The following is a 19,207-nucleotide window of genomic DNA, read 5'->3' as shown; positions in this document are numbered from 1 at the left end:
GAAGCGAGCGGTCATGAGCCCGTACGCAAGCTTTGGACGACCGAAGGCGAGCTTGTCTCGTCCAGGGAGTCCTTGTTTGCGATAGGGGGAATGCGAGCTGGAACCTGATTAGACAAGGTGTGGAAGCGAGCGCTCAGCCCCTGAGCACTAAGGAGGCTCGCACGACGGCAGGTCATCCTGCCAAGTGAGAGCTTCTTAGGCGGAGGGGGCTGTGAGCTGGAACCTGATTAGGACAAGGTGTGAAGACCAACCGCTCAGCCTCCGAGCCACTGAATAATGATTAAGAGGCTGGAAAAAAACTATGTCTCTAACAAAAGTCCCGGATAATTCAGCCTCCGGGACTTTGTTTGTGTATGCGGCGTTAAATGTGTGCTTTGACCGCAACCAAGGACTGCCATTTACGGGCAAATCCCAGAAATCGTCGTTTTGCCCGTAATCCCGCCTTGGAGCCCTAATTGAGCAGGCGATTCTCAGCACTGCATTTAATTTCATGCCTCAAAACTGAAAGAATACCGGACAAAATCAGTCGGCCTGCGCCCTCAAAAACTTCCGCCCCACGCTCTGCATTTTCCAGAAAAAAAGCAGCCGAGAAATTCTCGACTGCTTCTTCCCTGAAAATCAGGCTTTCTTCTTTCCTTTTCCAATCCCAAAGAATCCTAAGATGCTTGCGCCGATTAATGCAAGAATTCCCAAGATTCCTAATTGCTCGTTCTTTTCACCTGTTTGCGGATAATCCTTGCTGTCTGCACTCTTGGAACTTACTTCCGTCTTGACAGTTCCATTTTTGGAAACTGCTGTCGGAGTTACCTTCTTGTCTCCAGTCGCCGAACCGTTTGTGCCGTTGGTTCCGCCGACATTTTGTGCCCCCTTGTCCTGACCGTTTCCTTTCTCATCGGAATCGTCTTGATTGCCGTTCCCGGTTGTTTCCTGATGATCTCCCTTGTTCTGGTCATCCTTCTTGTCAGAATCTGACTGGTCACCCTTGTTCTGATCGTCTTTCTTATCAGAGTCCTGCTGATTATCCTTGTCTTGATTATCCGGCTCTTCCGTCACTGCCTTGATGTCGCCGACCTCGATTGAACGCGTGCCTTCAACCTGGCTGTTGATATAAAGGTAGAACGTATTGACGTTCTTCAGGAACTCATCATTGACGGTCTTGCCGGCATTTGCAGTATCCCATGATGCCGGGGCAAATGCGGAGAACGGAACGAAGACGACGCCGTTATGCGCGTCCTTGAGATCGATATGTGCTTCAAACGTTACGCCGTTCATATTGATCTGAACGTCAAGATCGTCCCCCGGATAAGAAGCATTGCCAAGATAGAACGTAACGCCCTTTGTTCCGGACCAGTCCTTTGGAGTTGCGAACGTCTGCCCTCGTCCGGCATAGCCGTTGGCCCCGATCGTATACGTGTAATTCATGCGATAGGTTCCGTCAGACTGCTTAACCAGCTTGACGGTCGTGGAGTCGCCGTTCGTTGCATATGCGCGGTTGAGCAGGACGTCGCTTCCGAGGTAGCTTGAGAAATCGTCAACGACATGCGGAGTTTTGTCGGTTTCCTTGGCAAGATTCTGAAGTTCAACGCTTTGAACGATGACGGAATCGAAGTTTTCGGCATTGACGCCCACGAAGCCGAATTGAATGTCATCCGTATTGACGTATTCAGGGAACGTAATCGTGAAGTCGAACTTGCGGTATGTCCTGCCGTTGTATTCGACCATTTCAAGTCCCGAAACATCAACGTCAGTGCTCTTGTAGTCCGTCTTGTCACCCGTGTTCGTGAAGGCATAGGCCTGAAGATGACCTGCCGTTGCGGAGACAAGTCCGGTTACGTGAAGCTGATTTGTCTTTGAAAGCAGGCTCTTGTCGACGTTAACCGTGGCAAACTTGACTTCCTGCCAGGTGTCCTTCTTGTCAAATGCAGAGTCAAGATCCACTTCAAATCCTTGAGATGTATTCCTGCCGGTTGCTGAAGGAGAGCTGCTTTCTGCCCAGGTTCCGTTGGACTTGAGGTCTGAAGTTTCAACCTTGCCGACGTTTTCTGCCTTGGCCGAGAACTTGACGAAAAGCTGCAATTCTTCAGTACCGACAACGTTTCCGTTTGCATCGTATGCAGTGACGGTTGCCTTTTGAACCGATTTGTCGGCAGATTCAGGAAGCTGCATCGTCCCGGAGAAGTTCTTGCCGTCGGTGCTTTCGAGCACGAACTGCCTGCCGGCGATTTCAAGAACCACCTTGGATGCGGTGCCATTGTCCAGACGCACGTTTACCGGCGATTTTTCGCTCGTAATCGTGTCGGAATTCGTCGGCGACATGGTCGTCATCGTCAGATTGTTCTTCTTGACTTCTGCCCCCTGACTTACTGCCGCATAGTCATTGAACTTCTGCTTGTTCCTTTCGCTCATGACAACACGCGAATCATTTGCAAACTTCAGGAAGTCCTTCGTAACTTCGTCATCCTTGAATCCCTTGAACGGAACATAGATGTTGTCCGGGAACCCGAAGTTGGCCCATGTGAACATGTATGAAATCTTCTTGGCATCCTGATCGCCTTCGAGAGTGTTCAAAACCTTCGTATACCAGTCCTTGCCTTGATTGTCGGCATTATCGTACAGATGGCGTCCGTATTCCGTCAGGGCGGAGACCTTGCCTTTTTCATCGGCAAGTCTTGCAATCATTGCAACGTCCTTTTTGAGACCGTTCATCCAGGCATCGCTTCCGATGACCGAGCCCGTGTCATAATTGTCAATTCCCAGAATATCGACATAATCGTCGCCCGGATACGTTTCAAGATAGCGGTCGACGTTTCCTGACAAGTCGCCGCCGGGAGTGAAGGCATACAGGAAATTATGGACGCCGTGATCGCGCAGATAGTTTACCAGGTAACGATAAACTGCCTTGTACTGCGCAGGAGTCGTCGTTCCATTGCCCCACCAGAACCATGCGCCCGTCTGTTCATGGAACGGACGGAAGATGATCGAATACTGTTCTCCGTTCTTGTCCTTGAGCTGGGAAGACAATTCAACGAGCTTGTCGAGCCAGGCATTGAATTTGGCATTGGCAGAGCCTCCCGGCAGAATGTTCCTGACGCAGTCTCCCTTCGTATCGCCGTAGTTCCCGCCGGTTACGAAATTGTCGGGATGCATGCTCAAGACGATGATGCTTCCGCTGTCATGAACGGCATTCATTGAAGTTGAAAGATTCCTGATGCTTTGTGCGGAATCGCCCTTGACGCCGGGAGCCTCATCACCGGAAAGACTCAGATAGGCATCCCATCCGACAACCGCCGGATTGTTGTTCGTCAGTCCCTTGACGTCGGAATCGGTCCTGCCGGGCTGCTTTTGATCGTCCGTCAGCGATTGAGCCGCATCAGTTGCGTGCTGCTGACCAAACATGATGTCGTCTGACTTCTTGTAGCTGTCAAGATATCCCAGGAGTTTCCTGGCCTGATCAGTTGCGTTTGGATCGGAAATCGTTGCCGGTGACTGCTGTGCCTGCGCTGCAGCAGCATGAACGGCCATGTTTTGCGATACCGGCATTGTCCGTGACGTTTCATCAGCATGTGCGGCAACCGCATTTTCATCCGGCTGATCCGTCTGCGTTTCCTGCTGCGCATCATTTTGATTGTCTTGTGCCGTCAGAGTCGTCCCCGCCTTGTCTTCAGAAGCTCCTGCCGTCTTGTCATCGGACCCGGTCAGCGTTTCCTGACTTGAAGCGTCGGTTTTCGCCTCTGCTTTCTGCGTATCCGCCTGTTCTTCTGTCTTCTGCGAAACTGAGTCTGCCTGACCGGCAGCCTTGACGACGCTTTCCGTCTTAACGCCTTCGCTCACCTCATCGGCTGAAACGTTTGGTGCCGCATAAGCTCCCGCAACAAGCGTAATCGTTGTCAAACCTGCGACAACCACTTGTTTTTTAACATCTTTTTCTGCCTTCTCGTTCATGATATACCCCCTGCAGTAAAATTGGCTTTGATCTCAAAGCGCTTACATCCATAATGTTAAAACCGCTTACAATAATTGTCAATACAAATTTATTTGCTTGTATATAAATCTACTTATAAAGTAAACGTTTATTTCAAAATGCTTTACATATTGTCTCAAATAAACTGTCAACGCTCTGCATTTTTCAGCCATAAAAAAATCCCTGCTGAACAGCAGGGATAAAACCGTTATAGTTTCGTGAAATCCAGTCTCCGGTAACACAGCAGAAACGCCAGCGAACTGAGCAGCCATGTCAACGGATAAACCCAATAGGTCGTCTGAATCGTCTGACAGAACATCCCGACAATGGTCAAAGTCAGGATTCTGACCGCACACCAGCAGATCATCATGATCATCATCGGAATCATTGCCTTTCCGGCTCCGCGCATGACGGCTGCCATCACGTGCGTAAACGCCACGAGGAAAAAGAACGGACCGCAGACACGTGCCCTTGCGACGCCGAAACTGACCACTGCAGGCGTGCTGTCGAATGCTCCGATCAGCTGAGGTGAGAACACGAACAGCAGGATTCCCAGTCCTTCCGCCAGAACCAGCGTGCAGACCGTGCCGAAACGAACCCCGGCTCTGATTCTCTGGTACTCCCTTGCCCCCAGGTTCTGGGCAACGAAGGTCGTCAGGGCCATTGTAAAGCAAGTTACCGGCAGAAATGCAAAGCCTTCGACCTTGCAGTAGGATCCGATGCCGGCCACTGCATTTTTGCCGTAAAAATTTATGTATGATTGAATAATGACGTTCGACAGGCCGATAATCGAATTCTGCAGTCCCGACGGCAGCCCGAATCTGATGATCATCTTCAGGATCTGCGGCTGAAATCTGATTCTGCGCAGTTCGACGCGGCACGATCCGCTTTGCGTCATCAGCTGATGCAGCGCAAGCAGCGCACTGATCGTCTGCGAAATCGACGTTGCCACCCCCGCCGCGCCGACTCCGAAGCGAAAGACTCCGATAAACAGCAGATCAAGCAGAATGTTGATGACCGACGCGATTATCAGATAATAGACAGGATGCTTGCTGTCACCTGAAGCCTGCAGAATGCTGACAAGCGTGTTATACATGACGAACCCGGCAGACCCCAGAAAATACATCCTGAAGAACTCAACCGACTGATCCATGATTTCCTCAGGCGTGCTCATCAGCCGCAGAATCTGCGGTGCCAGAAGAATTCCGACCAGAGTCAGGACAAGACTTGAAACAAGTCCCAGCGCCACGGTCGTGTGAACCGCAAGCGACGTCATCCTGTGATCTCCTGCTCCGATGAAGCGCGCAATCACGACGCTGCATCCAATCGTCAAGCCTTGAATGAACCCAATCAGCAGAAAAATAAGATTTCCCGAAGAACTGACGGCTGCCAGTGCTGAACTCCCCAGAAAATTCCCCACAATCAGTGAATCGGCGGTGCTGTACAGCTGTTGAAACAGACTTCCGAAAAAAATCGGAATCGCAAAATACACGATTTTCTTCCTGTACGAACCTTCCGTCATCACGGCACTATCATTTTTCAAAAAAATCCAGACCTCCAATCAAATTCAACAATCTACATTATATCAGAGCTCATGAGATTTTAATGTTATTTTGCTCAAGAAGTGAAAAAGACTTTCAGACGTATGCAAAAAGCCGACTGATGCCTGCTGCCTTCTCTGATTACGGGCAACTCCCAAAAAACAGCTTTCTGCCCGTAATTGCAAGCTGGATTTTACGAACAAGTCACGATTATCCGCAACGATGCCCCATGCGCTGCATTTTCAAGCAAAAAAAGGATCTTCCCGACACGACTGTCGGAAAAATCCTCTTCTCAATCTAAAATCATCAGCATTACTTATTCACGTCAACATCGGCAATCGTTTCGCCATGAACGACTTCGCCTGAAGAAACACCCGGAATCTCCCTGATTCTGCCAGGCTGCGTGAAGAAGCAGACAACAACATCATTACATCCGTTTTGAATGATCAGATCACGGTCAAAGTCCATCAAAAGCTTACCGGCCTTGACTTTCTGTCCATCGGTGTAATGAGAAATGAATCCCTCTCCGCGCATTCTGACCGTGCCGACACCGATATGGATAATCATTTCCAGACCGTTTTCGGAAACGAGACCGATTACGTGCCTGGTCGTAAAGGTGAAGCGGACCACGCCGTCAAACGGAGCGTAGATCCTTCCTTCCTGCGGCTTGATTGCAAATCCTCTGCCGTGGAATTCACTCAAAACGTCCGGCATTTCCTCGATGTTCATAATCTTTCCGCTTACCGGTGCAACCAGTCTCGTCATGCCTGTGCTGCTGGAATATCCTTCAGTTTCCTCTGAATCGTCCTGTCCCTCCGAAAGCTTTCGCTGCAGCTCTTCGACGATCTCGGCGTGCTTCTTCTCGGTCAGCTTGACCTTTGAAACAAAGACAACAAGTGCCAGAACTGCCAGAACCAACGGAATGTAGAAGGCAAAGCTCTTGAAGGTATGCACGTTTCCTGCCGTCATGTCGGCTGCCGTTGCCGCCCCGGTCATGCCGCAGGTGATGGCGATGAAGCTGACAAGTCCGTTTGAAAAGGCTCCCGTCAGCTTGTCGATCATCGGACGGATTGACAGAGTCACGGCTTCGTTTCTTTCACCGTTCTTCAGCTGCCCGTATTCAATCGCATCAGTCAATGTTAAAACGGTTACAAGTTGTGCAAAGGTAAAGTTATACAATGCCAGCCCCACTACAAGAAGCGTCATGTTCGATCCAAAGAAGATGAAAATCAGATATGAAACGATCATGCAGGCCTGTCCAAGGCAAAACAAGACCTTGCGCGGAATGAACTTGTTTAAGACCGGGTAAAGCGGCGACGTGCAAAAGCCGACGATTGTCGCCACGACACCGACGATGGCATATTCCGCCGAACGGTCGAGAATAAACTTGAAATAGTAGAACAGGACACCGTTCGTCACAACGTTGGCCAATGAGTACAGAAAGTACGCAAGACTTGCCCAGAGAATCTGGTCGTTTTTCACAATGGCGGTAAAGACCCCCTTCAAGGTCGTCTTTTCCTTCTGCGAAGCGCGTCTGATGACGTTATCCTTTTCCTGCGTGCCAAATGCAGTGATGGTCATGCAGATAATGGTCAAGACGGCAATGATGATTGAAAATGCAACCCATCCCTGCGGACCTTCAGTATGCTTTCCCGTTGCGGCATACGTGAACCAGGTTACAATCGGAACGACGATGATCGTCAGACCGTTCCATCCAATCGATCCGGTAAAGTTTCCCAAAGCCGTGTAGACGCCGCGTTCATCGCTGTCTTCACTCAAAGCGGGAACCATGCCCCAGTATGATACGTCTGAAAACGAGTAGAACACGTCTAAAATGACGAACAGAATAACGAACAGGACGGCAAACAAGATCCAGTTCTTTTCTGCCAGCCCGAAGATCCCCGTGAACAATACGACCAGAAGCACGGAACTGACGATTGTCCCTGAAAGGATCCAGGGCTTGAACTTGCCCCATTTCGTCCGCGTGTTGTCGACGATGTTTCCCAGAACGGGATCAATCATGATTTCAGCGACCCTGATTACGACAATCAGAGTCGTAATCAAAACGATGAGCTTATTGGCAATGTTTTTTGGCAGTCCAACAAACAGGCCGCTGGTAACGAAAATGATGAAATAATTGCTGAGCGCCGCATAAAATGCAGCATGCCCCATGTTGCCCATGGCAAAAGCGAACTTCGAAAAAAGACCGCTGTGCTTCCCAGGCTTTGAAGAAGTATTTTCCATTGTCTGTACCTCCAAAGTATTTTATGAAATCGTTCACAAAAATTATTGTAAAACTTTTCCTTGTTTAAGTAAAGAATTTACTTAAAACTTTTTTCATCAAATTATTTAAATATTATCCTTCAGTTTAATGAATCAAGCTAATTAGGCTTATGAACCAATATTCAGGCACCGAAACAAACAATAAAAATATTACTAAATATCTCTTGCACCTTTCTCAACAATCACTTATAATAACCATGTAAACGCAAACAATTGGTAAAAAATTACTGGAAGGTGGCTATGTGCTATGCAAGACTTGGAATACACAACGGACTGGCTTTCTGATGCAACCGTTTTTAAAGTAAATACGATCGATCCTCACTCCGATCATCACTATTACCGAAATGAAGCAGAACTCAGGCAACGTGCTTCGTCCTTCGTTCAATCCTTGAACGGCAACTGGAAGGTTTCCTACGTGAAGGATTCAAATTTGCGGGCCAGGGACTTCTATCGGCCGGAATTTAACGAAAGCGGCCTTGATTCAGTCAAAGTCCCCGGGCACCTTGAACTTCAGGGATTCGGGAAGCCGCAATACGTCAATACGCAATACCCGTGGGACGGAAGCGAACTGCTCCGCCCCGATTCCATCCCGCAGAATCATAATGCCGTTGCTTCTTATATCAGGCATTTTACCGTTAATGAAGGCTTGAAGAACAAGCGCACCTTCATTTCGTTCAAGGGCGCCTCAACGGCGATTTACGTCTGGCTCAACGGTCATTTTGTCGGATACAGCGAAGACTCCTTCACGCCGGACGAGTTTGAAGTCACCGACTTCCTTAAGGACGGCGACAACAAGCTTGCTGTTGAACTGTGGAAATTCTCTTCCGCCAACTGGATCGAAGACCAGGATTTCTGGCGTCTTTCCGGCCTGTTCCGCGATGTTGAGCTCTTTGCAATCCCGGACACCCATATCAGGGACATCAATGCCACGGCAACTCTGACCGACGATTATGCCAAGGGCAAATTAGAGGTTAAACTGGATGCCGTCGGTGATGACTTGTCTGGAAAAACGGCCAGGCTCACCGTTTACGATTCAGACGAAACGCCTCTTCTGACGCAGGAAACTGCCCTTGATGATTCCTGCCCTGCATTTTCCGCGGAAAATCTCAACGTCAGATTCTGGAGCGCCGAACATCCGAACCTTTACTCTGCCGAAATCCAGGTCTTCGATGGCGACAATCTGCTTGAAGTCATCCCGCTTTCCCTCGGATTCCGCAAGTTCGAACTCAAAGACGGACTGATGCTTTTAAACGGCAGGCGCATCCTCTTCAAGGGCGTCAACCGTCACGAATTCGACTGCAGAAACGGACGGTCCGTGACTGAAGAAGACATGCTCTGGGACATCAGATTCATGAAACGGCACAACATCAATGCCGTCCGCACCTCTCACTACCCGAACCAGAGCCGCTGGTACGAACTCTGCGACGAATACGGCATCTACCTGATCGACGAAACGAACCTCGAAAGCCATGGTACATGGCAGAAGCGTGGTGCCTGCGATCCTTCATGGAATGTTCCGGAAAACAGGGAAGAATGGCTCGACAACTGCCTGTTCCGTGCTGACAACATGTTTCAGCGCGACAAGAACCACGCTTCGGTTCTCATCTGGTCATGCGGGAACGAATCATACGCCGGAACGGACATCGAAGCAATGGCAGACTTCTTCAGAGATCATGACAAGACCCGAATCGTTCACTATGAAGGCGTAACCTGGAACAGGGAATTCGACCGGATTACGGACATTGAAAGCAGAATGTACGCCAAGCCTGCCGAAATTGAAGCATATCTCAGGAGCAATCCTGAAAAGCCGTACATTTCATGCGAATACATGCATGCAATGGGCAACTCCGTCGGCGGAATGCAACTTTACACCGCTCTTGAGAAGTATCCGAAATACCAGGGCGGATTCATCTGGGATTACATCGACCAGGGCATCCTGACCTCAACTGGGGACGGCGAGGAATATCTCGCATACGGCGGCGATTTCGACGACCGCCCGACTGATTACGAATTCTGCGGCGACGGCATCGTCCTGGCAGACCGGACACCTTCTCCAAAAGCCGGCACCGTCAAGGCCCTTTATTCAAATGTCAGGCTCAGACTTGAGAACGGGAAACTGACAGTCAGAAATGACAATTTGTTTACAAATACCGACGAATTCTCCTTCGTTCTCAGAATTCTCGCTGACGGCAGGAAGGTCTGGGAAGGCAGGTCGCTTGAACTTGCGGTCGCTCCTGGAGAAGAAGAAACCTTTGAGCCTGACTGGGGCAAGGTTTCAGAAGAAGGCGAACTCGTTTATGAAGTTTCCTGCCTGACCAGGAATAAACTTCCATGGGCAGAAGCCGGGTTTGAAATCTGCAGAGCCCAGGAGGTCGCCAAACCAGCCGATCTGTCACTCAAGCCTTCGCAAGGGAAACTGACTGCAGTTGAAGGCGACTTCAACATCGGTGTCGTCGGTGACGATTTCTCAATTCTTCTGTCAAAGGACAAGGCCAGCCTCGTTTCATATCGGAAAAACGGCAGAGAACTCATCAAGCGTGCTCCTCAGCTCAATTTCTGGCGCGCCCTGACGGACAACGACCGCGGCGCAGGCTATGACTTCGAGTTATCCCAGTGGGAAATTGCCGGAAAATATGCCAGGAACCAGGACATTGACGTCAAACATGAAGAAGACAGCATCACCGTTACGTATACGTTCCGACTGGCATTGCCGTCAGATGTAAAATGCAGCGTTTCATACACGGTTGATGCCAATGGCAAGATCATCGTCTGCGCTGAATATCCGGGGGCAGAGGGACTTGCACCACTTCCGGAGTTCGGGTTGGAATTTGCCCTGCCAAAGGCAATGAACAGATTTGCGTGGTATGGTCTCGGACCCGACGAAAATTATCTCGACCGGACTGCCGGTGCTCACCTTGGAATTTTTGAAAGCACTGCGGAACAAAACAAGGCGCCTTATCTGATGCCGCAGGAAACCGGCAATCACATGGACACGAGAGAATTGAAGATTTACTCTGAAGAAGGATCCGGCATTTTGCTGAAGGCAGTCGACAAACCGTTCGAATTCAGTGTTCTGCCGGTAAACACCATGGAGCTCGATGCTGCCAGACATCACTATGAACTTCCGCAAACTCATTTTACCTGGGTCAAGATCCTGGCGGCACAAATGGGTGTTGGCGGCGATGATTCCTGGGGAGCACCCGTCCATGACGAATTCCTGCTTCCGTCTGAAAATGAATATGAAGTCAGATTCAGCATTGAGGCATTGTAACGCTTGAAAATTTACGAACGCCGTCATTGAGCGCTTTCCTGCAGATTCAGGCATTGCAGACCAGACCTTTAATGAACAAGGCTCTTTCTTATCCAATGTCCCGATGACCGGGACGATTACAAATCAAAAAACAGGACAACCATCTGACGTCTTCTCCAGTTTTTGAGATACAGGTCAGTCAGTCGTCCTGTTTTTTCATGTTCTGCTGTATTGATCAACAGCCACGGATGCGTCAGAAGCTGCATTTTCCCGGCAAAACATCATCTCTGCGTTCAAGGACTGTATTTTACGAAAAATTATGTGGTAAAATTGAGTAGTAAAACTTTTATCGAAAGGAGAACAAATGGCCACAATCAAAGACATCGCACAAAAAGCCAGTGTTTCACAGACAACCGTTTCGCGCATCCTCAACTATGATCCGACGCTTTCCGTCAGTGACGAAACGAGAAAACGCGTCTTTGCAGCTGCGGAAGCCCTCAATTATACGAAGCACAAACAAAGAAACAGCCGGCATTATTCAGGAAAAAACGTTGCCGTCATCTTTTTCGGAAATCAGATTCAGGAAATCAACGATTCATATTATTATTCAATCAGAGACGGCATCGAAGAAAAGCTCAGCGAGCAAAAAATCAACGCAGTCCTGTACTATGGCCACAACGAATGGAATGGAATCGAAGACTGCATCGGCGTTCTTGTCCTTGGCGGAGATCAGTACACCGAAGATGAGATTTCGAAACTGAAAAAGCTCTCGATTCCCGTTGTCTTCGTTGATTCGAACATGCTGAAGGAAGGCTTTTCATGCGTCTATTCCGATTTTTCATCAGTCGTCGACAGCATCATCAGCCATTTCATTGCACACGGAAGCAAGCGCATCGGGATGCTCACCGGAGAATTTCCGAACGTTTCGGGACCTCCTCATGACTTCAGGCTTGAGGACTTCAAGCGCTGCATGAAGGACCGCAGAATGTATGACGAAAAAAGAATCTTCACCGGTGCATACGATCCTGATTCAGGATACAATGCGATTCGTCAGGCCTTGAACTCGGTCAGTCGAAACGATTTTCCGGATGCGCTTCTGATTTCAAACGACGCAATGGCCATCGGAGCGCTGAAAGCATTTAAGGAAGCTGAAATTGACGTTCCAGAAGATGTCAGCATCATTTCGTTCAATGATACGATCTCGGCACAATATGCCAATCCGCCATTGAGCAGCATTCGAATCGAATCAAACGAAATGGGCAGGAGAGCCGTCGACCTTCTGATTGACCGCCTCGACTCCCCCGACCGCATCCCGTATATGATCATGCTGGGAACAAGGCTGATCTTACGGGAAAGCTCTCTCAACTAGATTCCAAAAAAAGAGGATTTTCCCGGCAGACGTGCCGGAAAAATCCTCTTTGCTTTATTCCTTTTCCATTCAATTCGCATCCTGACCCAGAATATATCTCAGAACTTCACCCGGATCCTTCGCAAGCCATGTCGCACCGGCGTTTTCAAGTTCCTCACGTCCCCCGAATCCGTAAAGAACGCCGATGGAATCAAGATGACTGGCATTTGCGCCGTTGATGTCATATTCGCGGTCGCCGACCATCACTGCCCCCGAATTCTCAGTGATTCCCATGTCATCCACGACCCTGCCGACAATGTCCGCCTTTTTGCTCAGCTTACCGTCAAGCGTTGCGCCGACGATATGGTCAAAATATCCGTCAAGGCTGAAATGTTCCAAAATCCTTCCTGCAAACTTCTCAGGCTTGGATGTCGCAAGACATACCTTGACTCCAGCTTCCTTCAAAGAGGAGAGCATTGCTGAAACACCGTCGTAAACCCGGTTTTCGTACAGTCCCCTGACTGAAAAGTACTCGTGATACACTTCAGCCATCTCCTGTCCCTTTCCCTCCGGCAGATTTAGATACTCCTCAAACGTTTCGGCAAGCGGCGGTCCGATGAACGGCAGAAGCTCGGATCTTTCCGGAATGACATACCCGCGCTTGTCCAATGCGTATATGATGGAATTGATGATTCCCTCGGAAGAATCGGTCAGCGTTCCGTCAAGGTCAAACAATGCATAATGGTACATGGAAAAGCCCCCTGAATTTATTTACCTCTCCATTATACATTAAAAATCATGCCTTTCTGCGGTTTTTGTAGACGCCGACCGTCAAAAACGGAATGACGACGATTGCGATTGCCAGATAGCCGCAGTAGCCATAGCCGTATTTGATGATGTTCGTCAGGCCGACCAGGGAAATCGTCATTGACAGGATGATGATGAATGCAGCGATTGCCATGCGACGCTTGACTGGATTTTCAACCTTGCTGAAAATCCTGGAGTTTTCAAAGCGTGAAACAAATGCAAACGTTGTCGTGACGCCGGTTGACGTCAGGCAGAGAATCAGCGTGATGCCGTAAACTGCCATCATCCAGCCCATGTGCATCGATTTCAAGGTTGTCAAAGTCGGCAAGACCATGCCCGCTTCGCTCGAACTGTATGTTGACTGCCAGCACATCAGCATGATTACTGCCAAGCCCAGTGCAATCGTGTTCATGATGAATGAAACGGTCATTGACTTTGCTTCGGCATGATTCCTGTTGCCTGAGAAAATGGCGCCGCAGGCAAGCATCGTCGGAAGTGTTACGCACTGGAAGCCTGCGTATGTGAAGGCATTGCCGATTGCGTGCGGAACTTGCGAAAAGCCCTGTCTGGCAAATGAAGCAGACATCACGTCACCGAAGTTTCCGGCCTTGCTGATGCCGACGATATAGATGACCAGAACGCAGAACATGATTGCAATTCCCATATAGGTACTTGCCTTGCGCACGACACCGGCTCCGAAAATCGTCAGACACAAGATAACGGCACCTACAATGACGATGTTGACGTAATAATTCCAGCCCAGGTATTGCTGCAATGCGCTGGCAGCACCTGAAACGGCTGCGGCAACGGCCATCACGACCATGATGTCAAAAAAGACCTCAAACAGAATTTCAAGCTTGTCAAAAGGATGATAGAGTTTTTCAAACAGCTCCTTATGTGATTTAAGGTTGAATTTGTTGTACATGATCATCGCTTCCCGCATCGTCATCGTCAAAAGAAACATGGCCAGAACAAGACTGATGATGCCGGACCATCCAAGCGAGACAAAGTAGGTGTTTTCCTGATTGCCCGTTGCAAATCCGCCGCCGGCATGGGCCGAAAAAAGCACGGATGCGACTGAAAAAATTGCCATTGCTGATTTTGGAATTCCAAATTCCCTTTTGTTTTCTGCTTGTATATCCATTTTATGATACCTCCAGATTTCCCATCAAACCATCATGTGACAAAAAAGACCTTCCGCCTCTTCTGTCCGACTACTACGACAGAAGAGACGAAAGGCCTTAAGCTAGCATGGGCTTTCCGCGGTACCACTCTTCTTCACTGTGATAAATACAGTGCTCTCATTCGGTCCAACAACCTATGCCACGATAACGGAGGCAACCCCGTCGATTCCTACTTGGTTTCAGAATCACCGTTTAGCGGCGAGTTCAACGACTTCGCATGTCCGCTTTACACCACCCAACGGCTCTCTTGATACGCGTCCTCGTCTAATACTCCGCTTCATTACGTTTGCTTGTTTATGATATTATCACACGTATCTTCTCGTTTCAACACTTTTTTATTATTTTTTTCAAATCTTTTTGTAATCCAACTCCGAAACTCAGCGTCAAACCGCTTCGATTCCCGTTTTATCTGAGAATGGACCGCGACATTTTTGAAACAGTATGCCTCAATCCCCTGATTGCCCTGCTGAGTTCGAAAATGTTTTCGACTGGAGCGACTCCGCTGTAACCCGCATCTCCGATATGCTGAATGTCGACGCCCGCAATCTTGTTCTGAAGCGCCATCCACCTGATTGTTTCAACGCCTGAACCTTCCTGACTCGTACCGATTGCGCTCATTGCCAGAACATCGTGCCGATGACAAAGCTCAACCGCATCATGAGCCATTTCAAGCGTGATTCCCGGAACAGTTCCGACTGACGGAATCAATACCGCATCGGCTCCTGCCTCAATCAATTTTCTTACGAAATCAAGATTGACTACAGGTTCTGAAACGCCCGCGCTGTGCATTTTTCCGGCAAAGATCAATCCGCCGAAACTGTGTCTGGCCCTGCCGACACTTTCGATAATCGCTTCATTCGTAACGCCCGTCCCGGGATTTCCCGTCAGACAGACAAAATCAATTCCCGATTCATTGATTTTTTCAAGCGTCGCTTCAGTTGCGGTTCTTCCGACTTCAATCTCGCATCTTTCTTCCATCATGTCAGCCGAAGCATCAACCGGTTCCAAATTGACCCCGACGGGACGGCCGCACAATTTTCTCAACATTTCAAAAGGATTTTCGTCCTTTTCTCCATCAGGCAGTCCCGCAATTTCGGGATTCAGTACGTCAATACCATTCAACAGTATCAGATCGGCACCAAATGAAGATGCAATCTCTGCATTTGTAATCCCGCCGACCCATGATTGCCGCGGGGCAAAATTTTCCGAAAGAACGGTTCTGCCGTCCGATGCCCTGATGCTCTGCTTAAGTTCTCCTGAACTCATTTTCAAAATTTCCGATGCATCGGCACTGATCAGTCTCTTCATATGCTTCATACCTCCTTGCTTTCATCGTTTAAGAACTGCTTTTCAACTGCAAGATAGAACATCATGTAAATCAGAATATCCATCGCAATCAGAATTATCTGCAGGATTGAAGCCCGAATGCTGCCCGTTGTCAAAAAGCCTGAAATCACAGGCGGCATCGTCCAGGTTGCGGTTGCCCTGGTGTATGGAACGATTCCCGTATATGTTGCAAAATATGCAATCGCCAGATTAAGCACGGGAACTGCAACAAACGGTATCAGAAGCAGCACGTTCAGGACGATCGGAATCCCGAACATCGCCGGTTCGTTAATGTTGAAAAGTCCTGGAACAAGCGTCAGCGGAGCAAGCGCCCGGGTTCGTTGACTGGCCTTTTTCCTTCTGGCAATCAGCGCAATCGCAATCACAAGTCCCAATGTCGCACCGCCGCCTCCAATATAAACGTAATTGTCCATGAACGGCTGCGTGAAAATATACTTCAATGCCTTACCCTGCTTGTATGCTTCCATGTTTGCCTGCAGATTTCCAAGCCAGATCGGCTGCATGATCTGATTGATGATGTTGCCGCCATTGATTCCGACGAACCAGAAAAGGCTGTTCAAGGCAACGATAATTGCCGTGCCGAATACAGAGCCGCCGAGAAAGCCAATCGGTCCGCCAAGAATCGTACCGATCACGTTGTGCAGATTCGGCAGGCGGAATGTGTCAAGCAGCGCATAAACCAAAAGCCAGAAAGTACAGATGACCACTCCTGGAATCAGTGCGACAAATGAGCTTGAAACAGCAGGCGGAACGCTGTCCGGCATTTTGATCCTGATATTTCTGTCAATGAAGAATTTATAAATCCTGACTGAGACAAGTGCAATCACGACCGCCGTAAACATCCCCTTGGCACCCATATACGCCATATCGATTCCGGATGAGGTCTTTGTCTTGATCAAAGGCGTAACGATCAGAAACGAGCAGAATGAAAGAATGCCGACGCCGATGCCCTCCTGTCTGCACTGCCTGGCATAACTGTATGCAACGGTAAAACTTGCCAGAAGTCCAAGCAAATTGAAAGTTCCGTCAACCCCCTGCCATAGATACTGACTGATGCCGATCTTGTCCAGCCATTCAGGCCAGCCCGGAATCGGCAGACTCGCAATCAACATGAAAATCGACCCTACAATTGCTAAAATCATCGTGTATGACAATCCGTCTCTGACGGCAATCAGAACTCTGTTGGCAGAAAATTTCATTGCGACAGGAATCAGTTTTTCGTTAATGAACTTATTCATGTTTTCTTACCTTCCTTCAACATTTTGTTGGAATATCACTGTGAGAAAACGTTTTCTACAATACTGATTTTATCAAGACTGCAGCTCAATTCTATGGTATACTATGCTAAAAACATGTCAAAAAGTACAAAGGATGCCAAAATGAAGGAAATCTGGAAACATTTTGATATATCGCCTGACAACATCACGCTGTCAGAATGCGGTATCCAGCAGTTCTTGCCCAATCAAACCTACAGTTACGTCGTAACGGAAAAATTCGTCCTGCACTATATCGAAAAAGGACACGGAATCATCAGAATCAATGACCGGACATATTCATCAAACGGCCATAACGGTTACATTCTGAAACAGGGACAAGTCGTCACGTACTCGGGAAACAGAAACGATCCCTGGAAAACATGGTGGGTTGGTCTGAAGGGGTCTGATCTGGAAGAATTCCTGAAACGAACCAGGCTCAACGATCAGGACGTTCTGGAATTTGAAGAAAAAAGCCCTGCCGTCTTGCTGATCAAGGAGATCTGCAAGACAACAGAGCGTAACCATGAAATTTCAGATTTCTGGTATAAGAAAAAAACTTATTCGCTGCTTGAAGCTTTGGAAAAGGAATTTTCAAACGACAAAATCATCATTCTGAACAGCAATCAGGACATTGTCGAACAAGTCTATGCTCATATCTGCAAAAACTATCATTCGCCGTTAAAGATAAACGAACTGGCCAGTCAATTCGGAATCAGCCGCAGCAGGCTGTTCACCCGCTTCAAGGAACGATACGGTAAAACCCCAAAACAGTTTATCCTCATCATGAAAATCGACAAGGCCAGACAAATGCTGGACGAGACCTCTGATTCGGTCAGTGAAATTGCACAGAAAATCGGTTTTGGCGATTACTTCACTTTCGAAAAGGCCTTTAAGAAATCAACCGGCTTCTCACCGACCGAATGGCGCAGACGAATTCACTGAAGTCTGCTTTTAAGTCTTTGCAGACCAAGCACAAGCGCCAGTCCCATCAAACAGAAGACAATGCTGAAGCTTTCAAGGCGCAGCGGATCGAGCGGAACGGACAGCGTTGTCGGTCCCATGACAATCGCATAAAACGATCCGAGCATCATGCCGATGATAAAATGAAGTGTCTGCGAGCGATAACGCTTCAGGCAGATCCTGATGGCCTTGACGACCGTTGCCGCACCAAACAGTATTCCTGCTGCAAAGCACAACAAGCTTGGCAAAACCTGAAAATTCAGCGTAATGATGCTCTTGATTGCAGAAATGACGGGGATGTATGCTCCAAAAATCAGCAGCATCGTCGAACCGGAAACTCCTGGCAGAAACATCGCGGAAACAGCCAGAGCACCAATCAAGAACAACTTGATGGCAGTCGGCACACTGAATTCTCCAAGGTTCAGGACTGAAGACGAAGAACCGCCGTTGATCAGTCCGATTGTGACCACCAGCAGCATGCCTGCCAGAAGAAACATGATTCCGCAAGCTCCCCTTTTGAAATGTTTCTTTTCTTCAGTGACAATCAGCGGAATCGCACCGGCAATGAATCCGATGAACAATGAGCTCACCTTGTAGATGTGATGCTCAAAAAGAGACGATAATGCAAGCACCGCCAGCACCATGCCAGCCGCCCAGCCGATTCCAAGCTTTGCCAGATATTTTGCGGCCGCCTTTTTCCGGACGCGATTTCCTCGCAGCAGGTCATCGACCGCCCCGATGAAATTATCATAAAATCCCATGATAAATGCAACCGTCCCGCCCGAAACACCGGGAACGCTGTCGGCAAGAGCCATCATAAAACCATTCAGTCCTTGTCTGATCATTTAAATTCCTCCAGTTTATAATCATCTGATTGTATCAATTCAAGGTGAATTTTATCTAAACTGAAACTTAAGTTTTTCATAATAAAAACGTCCTTGAAGAGCAACGTCGCCCATATCGGAAATACACAGAATGTCAACATATCGCCTGTGGAAGAATTTTTGAGAAGGCATTATCCACATGATGCGGGTTCTGTGGATAATAATGAATAATTCTTGGAAGAAACAAAGCTCGGATGATGCGCAACTAAGGATCGTCCGGGCTTTGTTTTGCTGTTATAATGTTATTTTCTACCAGGCTTGGAGGGTGAAATGCAGAATTTCCACCAAGTTTGGTGGGCGAGGCGCAGATTTTCCACCAGGTTTGGTGGGTGAGGCACGAAATCTCCACCAGGTTTGGTGGGCGAGGCGCGAAATCTCCACCAAGT

12 protein-coding genes and 1 other annotated feature are annotated in these 19,207 nt (G+C 48.5%); of the genes, 3 read left to right on the top strand and 9 right to left on the bottom strand.

Annotated elements, in window-relative coordinates:
* Positions 1-618: 618 nt before the first annotated feature.
* The 3 genes from V7Z60_RS04805 to V7Z60_RS04795 form a co-directional block, all read right to left on the bottom strand.
* Positions 619-3,942 carry a glycoside hydrolase family 26 protein gene (locus tag V7Z60_RS04805; RefSeq protein WP_334116709.1) on the bottom strand — a complete coding sequence of 1,108 codons (3,324 nt, stop codon included), beginning with the start codon at positions 3,940-3,942 and terminating at the stop codon, positions 619-621.
* A 227-nt stretch (positions 3,943-4,169) separates the two neighbouring features.
* A complete protein-coding gene (locus V7Z60_RS04800; protein WP_334116710.1) occupies positions 4,170-5,483 on the bottom strand; it encodes an MATE family efflux transporter in 1,314 nt (437 codons plus the stop codon).
* A gap of 331 nt (positions 5,484-5,814) precedes the next feature.
* Complete coding sequence (locus V7Z60_RS04795; RefSeq protein WP_334116708.1) at positions 5,815-7,746, bottom strand: glycoside-pentoside-hexuronide (GPH):cation symporter; 1,932 nt, start codon at positions 7,744-7,746, stop codon at positions 5,815-5,817.
* A 286-nt stretch (positions 7,747-8,032) separates the two neighbouring features.
* On the opposite strand from V7Z60_RS04795, the gene V7Z60_RS04790 reads away from it, so the two are divergent.
* Positions 8,033-11,056, top strand: coding sequence for a glycoside hydrolase family 2 TIM barrel-domain containing protein (locus V7Z60_RS04790; protein WP_334116706.1), 3,024 nt, complete (start codon positions 8,033-8,035; stop codon positions 11,054-11,056).
* A 343-nt stretch (positions 11,057-11,399) separates the two neighbouring features.
* Entirely contained in the window at positions 11,400-12,404 is a 1,005-nt protein-coding gene (locus tag V7Z60_RS04785) for a LacI family DNA-binding transcriptional regulator (RefSeq protein ID WP_334116704.1), read from the top strand.
* A 69-nt stretch (positions 12,405-12,473) separates the two neighbouring features.
* Here V7Z60_RS04785 and V7Z60_RS04780 read toward each other — a convergent pair whose 3' ends face one another.
* The 4 genes from V7Z60_RS04780 to V7Z60_RS04765 form a co-directional block, all read right to left on the bottom strand.
* The gene (locus tag V7Z60_RS04780; RefSeq protein WP_334116703.1) at positions 12,474-13,133 is read right to left on the bottom strand and encodes an HAD hydrolase-like protein; all 660 of its coding nucleotides are present in this window, start codon (positions 13,131-13,133) and stop codon (positions 12,474-12,476) included.
* Between the two features lie 46 nt (positions 13,134-13,179).
* Positions 13,180-14,334: a YkvI family membrane protein gene (locus V7Z60_RS04775; RefSeq protein WP_334116701.1), complete on the bottom strand. Its 1,155-nt coding sequence runs from the start codon at positions 14,332-14,334 to the stop codon at positions 13,180-13,182.
* A gap of 80 nt (positions 14,335-14,414) precedes the next feature.
* Positions 14,415-14,664, bottom strand: a binding site (T-box leader).
* A 115-nt stretch (positions 14,665-14,779) separates the two neighbouring features.
* Entirely contained in the window at positions 14,780-15,682 is a 903-nt protein-coding gene (locus V7Z60_RS04770) for a DUF7916 family protein (protein WP_334116700.1), read from the bottom strand.
* A gap of 5 nt (positions 15,683-15,687) precedes the next feature.
* Entirely contained in the window at positions 15,688-16,959 is a 1,272-nt protein-coding gene (locus V7Z60_RS04765; protein WP_334116698.1) for a PTS sugar transporter subunit IIC, read from the bottom strand.
* A 141-nt stretch (positions 16,960-17,100) separates the two neighbouring features.
* On the opposite strand from V7Z60_RS04765, the gene V7Z60_RS04760 reads away from it, so the two are divergent.
* A complete protein-coding gene (locus V7Z60_RS04760) occupies positions 17,101-17,919 on the top strand; it encodes an AraC family transcriptional regulator (RefSeq protein WP_334116697.1) in 819 nt (272 codons plus the stop codon).
* Here V7Z60_RS04760 and V7Z60_RS04755 read toward each other — a convergent pair.
* Positions 17,913-18,782: a DUF368 domain-containing protein gene (locus V7Z60_RS04755; protein WP_334116696.1), complete on the bottom strand. Its 870-nt coding sequence runs from the start codon at positions 18,780-18,782 to the stop codon at positions 17,913-17,915. The two genes, V7Z60_RS04760 and V7Z60_RS04755, sit on opposite strands and share 7 nt — an antisense overlap.
* 244 nt (positions 18,783-19,026) lie before the next feature.
* A partial coding sequence (locus V7Z60_RS04750; protein WP_334116694.1) for a hypothetical protein occupies positions 19,027-19,207 on the bottom strand: 181 nt, incomplete at its 5' end.

Origin of the sequence: Ligilactobacillus sp., from assembly GCF_036846325.1 — a bacterium.
GTDB lineage: Bacteria > Bacillota > Bacilli > Lactobacillales > Lactobacillaceae > Ligilactobacillus.
The sequence above is the reverse complement of the archived record's forward strand: the minus strand, read 5'-3'. Positions and strand labels throughout refer to the sequence as shown.

Excerpts from the sequence above, each read along its gene's own strand:
- V7Z60_RS04805 (WP_334116709.1), bottom strand. The coding sequence starts at position 3,942 with ATGAACGAGAAGGCAGAAAAAGATGTTAAAAAACAAGTGGTTGTCGCA.
- V7Z60_RS04800 (WP_334116710.1), bottom strand. The coding sequence starts at position 5,483 with ATGACGGAAGGTTCGTACAGGAAGAAAATCGTGTATTTTGCGATTCCG.
- V7Z60_RS04795 (WP_334116708.1), bottom strand. The coding sequence starts at position 7,746 with ATGGAAAATACTTCTTCAAAGCCTGGGAAGCACAGCGGTCTTTTTTCG.
- V7Z60_RS04790 (WP_334116706.1), top strand. The coding sequence starts at position 8,033 with ATGCAAGACTTGGAATACACAACGGACTGGCTTTCTGATGCAACCGTT.
- V7Z60_RS04785 (WP_334116704.1), top strand. The coding sequence starts at position 11,400 with ATGGCCACAATCAAAGACATCGCACAAAAAGCCAGTGTTTCACAGACA.
- V7Z60_RS04780 (WP_334116703.1), bottom strand. The coding sequence starts at position 13,133 with ATGTACCATTATGCATTGTTTGACCTTGACGGAACGCTGACCGATTCT.
- V7Z60_RS04775 (WP_334116701.1), bottom strand. The coding sequence starts at position 14,334 with ATGGATATACAAGCAGAAAACAAAAGGGAATTTGGAATTCCAAAATCA.
- V7Z60_RS04770 (WP_334116700.1), bottom strand. The coding sequence starts at position 15,682 with ATGAAGAGACTGATCAGTGCCGATGCATCGGAAATTTTGAAAATGAGT.
- V7Z60_RS04765 (WP_334116698.1), bottom strand. The coding sequence starts at position 16,959 with ATGAATAAGTTCATTAACGAAAAACTGATTCCTGTCGCAATGAAATTT.
- V7Z60_RS04760 (WP_334116697.1), top strand. The coding sequence starts at position 17,101 with ATGAAGGAAATCTGGAAACATTTTGATATATCGCCTGACAACATCACG.
- V7Z60_RS04755 (WP_334116696.1), bottom strand. The coding sequence starts at position 18,782 with ATGATCAGACAAGGACTGAATGGTTTTATGATGGCTCTTGCCGACAGC.